Origin of the sequence: Mesorhizobium sp. M1E.F.Ca.ET.041.01.1.1 (assembly GCF_003997355.1) — a bacterium.
Classification (GTDB): Bacteria; Pseudomonadota; Alphaproteobacteria; order Rhizobiales; family Rhizobiaceae; genus Mesorhizobium.
In genome coordinates this window covers 1-2,050 of sequence record NZ_RZSL01000838.1, presented here as the reverse complement: position 1 = coordinate 2,050, position 2,050 = coordinate 1, and the positions used below count along the sequence as shown (strand labels likewise).

The following is a 2,050-nucleotide window of genomic DNA, read 5'->3' as shown; positions in this document are numbered from 1 at the left end:
GGCGATCACCGGCGTCTTCCGCTCGGACCTCGATGCCGGCGAGGAAGAAAACGCCGTCAAGCGCGAGGACGGCTCATGGCTGCTCGCCGGCTACATGCAGGCCGACGAGATGGCCGAGGTGCTGGGCATCGATCTTCCGGAGAACCGCGATTACGAGACGGTGGCCGGCTACGTGCTGTCGCATCTGCACCATCTTCCCGCCACTGGAGAGTGCGTCGACGCGCAAGGCTGGCGCTTCGAAGTGGTCGACCTCGACGGCCGCCGCATCGACAAGCTGATCGCCACCCGCCTGCCCGACGGCCACCGCCAGATCGCGCGGCGGTAGCCGACGCAACAGGCCGATACCTAGAGCGGTTCGGCGATTCTATCAAACGCTGAACCGCTCTAAGGCACCAGAACAACCTTGCTCCGGTCACGGCCGCCGGCTGAAGCGTCCGCGAATTGAAAAAGGGCGGCGCAAGCGCCGCCCTCGACAGATGATTTTGGGAGGATGATCGCGCTATGACGCGCTCAAGCCGCCTTGGCTTCGGCGTCGATTGCATCGGCCGCGCGCGCGGCCTTCAGCACCTTCGCCCACCAGGCGACGTCGTTGACCAGCGCCGCGGCAGCCTGGTTCAGGTGCTCGATATCTTCCAGCTTCTTTTCGCCCTGACGTACCGCAAGGAAATCGCCCCAGGCGATGTGGACGGCCGACTTGACCGGCGCCATCTGCAACTCGACGGCATGCAGACGGAGCTGTTCGACGGCGCGCGAGCCGCCGACGCTGCCATAGCCGACGAAACCGGCCGGCTTCTTGTTCCACTCGTTGGCGGCGTAGTCGATGGCGTTCTTCAGCACAGCCGTCGGGCCGTGATTGTATTCGGCGGCGGTGAAGATGAAGCCGTCGAAATCGGCGACCTTCTTCTGCCAGCGCTGCGCCACCTCGTTCTGCGACGGCGCCCAGGCAGACGAAGCGACCTCGTCGAAGAAGGGCAGCGGGAAGTCGCGCAGATCGACGACTTCGACGTCGATGTCGGCATGCGCCTTGGCGATCTTGGCGATCCACTGCGTCGGCACGTCGGCGAAGCGGGCGGCGCGCGTCGAACCGACGACAATGGCGATTTTGGGCTTGGACATAAGGGGCTCTCCTTGCGGGAATTTTGGTATCGTTTGGATACCGGCGCTATATGTGATACTGACAAAGCGGCACGCAAGGAGGCACATTTTTGTTACTGAGGCACCCCCACAACACCGAGGACTGCCGCGCCGTGTCGGAAATCCTGCAGCGGGTCGGCGACAAATGGACCGTTCTGGTGGTCGGAAAGCTCGGCGGCGGAGCGATGCGCTTCAACGAATTGCGCACGGCTGTGGGCGGCATTTCGCAGAAGATGCTGACCACCACCTTGCGCGGACTGGAGCGTGACGGCTTCGTCACGCGCAAGGTGTTTCCCACGATCCCACCGCGCGTCGACTACCAGCTGACCGAGCTCGGCCACGAACTGCTGGTGCCGGTCGGCGCGCTCGGCGAATGGGCGCGCAAGAACACCAGTCGAGTGCAGGCAGCGCGCGCGAAATTCGATGGCCAGCGGGCCTGAAAGCCTTGCGGCGCAAGCGCTTCGGAGGTTTCGAGGCGGAAGTCCCGCCGGCCGCGAGGCGGGCCGTGCCACAACATCTCAACATCTTTGGATCTTGTCGCATCGGACTGTGGCCAGTCCGGCCTGCATTGGACTCTCGTGGCGAAGGTCGCCTTGCGATGACAGTCGTTCAGGCATTTCGCGCGATGCCGCCGCAAGGCGCGAGATCGCATATCGCGCCCTGCCCCTCAATGTCCCCGCCGCCACCCAGACTGGCGGTGCGCGGAAGGTCCGTCTTGACCTCGGCATAGGCTGTTATGCCGAGCAGGCAGACCAGGGCGACAAGGGCTGCGACCAGCCAGCCGTTCAGCATGTATTGACGCATTGTCTTTCCTCCAGCGTTGGCACGATCGGGCGTGGCGGCAACCATCGGATGTCGCCGGACGCATCTGCCGCGCGGGAGTTGTTACAAATGCGCCGGTCCAGAAGAATCGTCT

At 64.1% G+C, this 2,050-nt stretch carries 4 protein-coding genes; 2 read left to right on the top strand and 2 right to left on the bottom strand.

The window, feature by feature from the left end; all coding sequences use genetic code 11:
* Positions 1 to 325: transporter associated domain-containing protein (locus tag EOA38_RS34880; protein ID WP_281060159.1), on the top strand; the 325-nt coding region annotated here is incomplete at its 5' end.
* Positions 326 to 510: 185 nt separating this feature from the next.
* On the opposite strand, the gene EOA38_RS34875 is transcribed toward EOA38_RS34880, so the two are convergent.
* Entirely contained in the window at positions 511 to 1,116 is a 606-nt protein-coding gene (locus EOA38_RS34875) for an NADPH-dependent FMN reductase (protein WP_127301363.1), read from the bottom strand.
* A gap of 89 nt (positions 1,117 to 1,205) precedes the next feature.
* Here EOA38_RS34875 and EOA38_RS34870 point away from each other — a divergent pair, with 89 nt between their 5' ends.
* Positions 1,206 to 1,574, top strand: a complete 369-nt coding sequence (locus tag EOA38_RS34870; protein ID WP_127301362.1) for a helix-turn-helix domain-containing protein — start codon at positions 1,206 to 1,208, stop codon at positions 1,572 to 1,574.
* A gap of 169 nt (positions 1,575 to 1,743) precedes the next feature.
* Here the strand turns inward: EOA38_RS34870 and EOA38_RS34865 are convergent, their stop codons facing one another.
* Positions 1,744 to 1,938 (bottom strand): hypothetical protein, encoded by a 195-nt coding sequence (locus tag EOA38_RS34865; protein WP_127301361.1) that lies wholly within the window; start codon positions 1,936 to 1,938, stop codon positions 1,744 to 1,746.
* Positions 1,939 to 2,050: the final 112 nt, after the last annotated feature.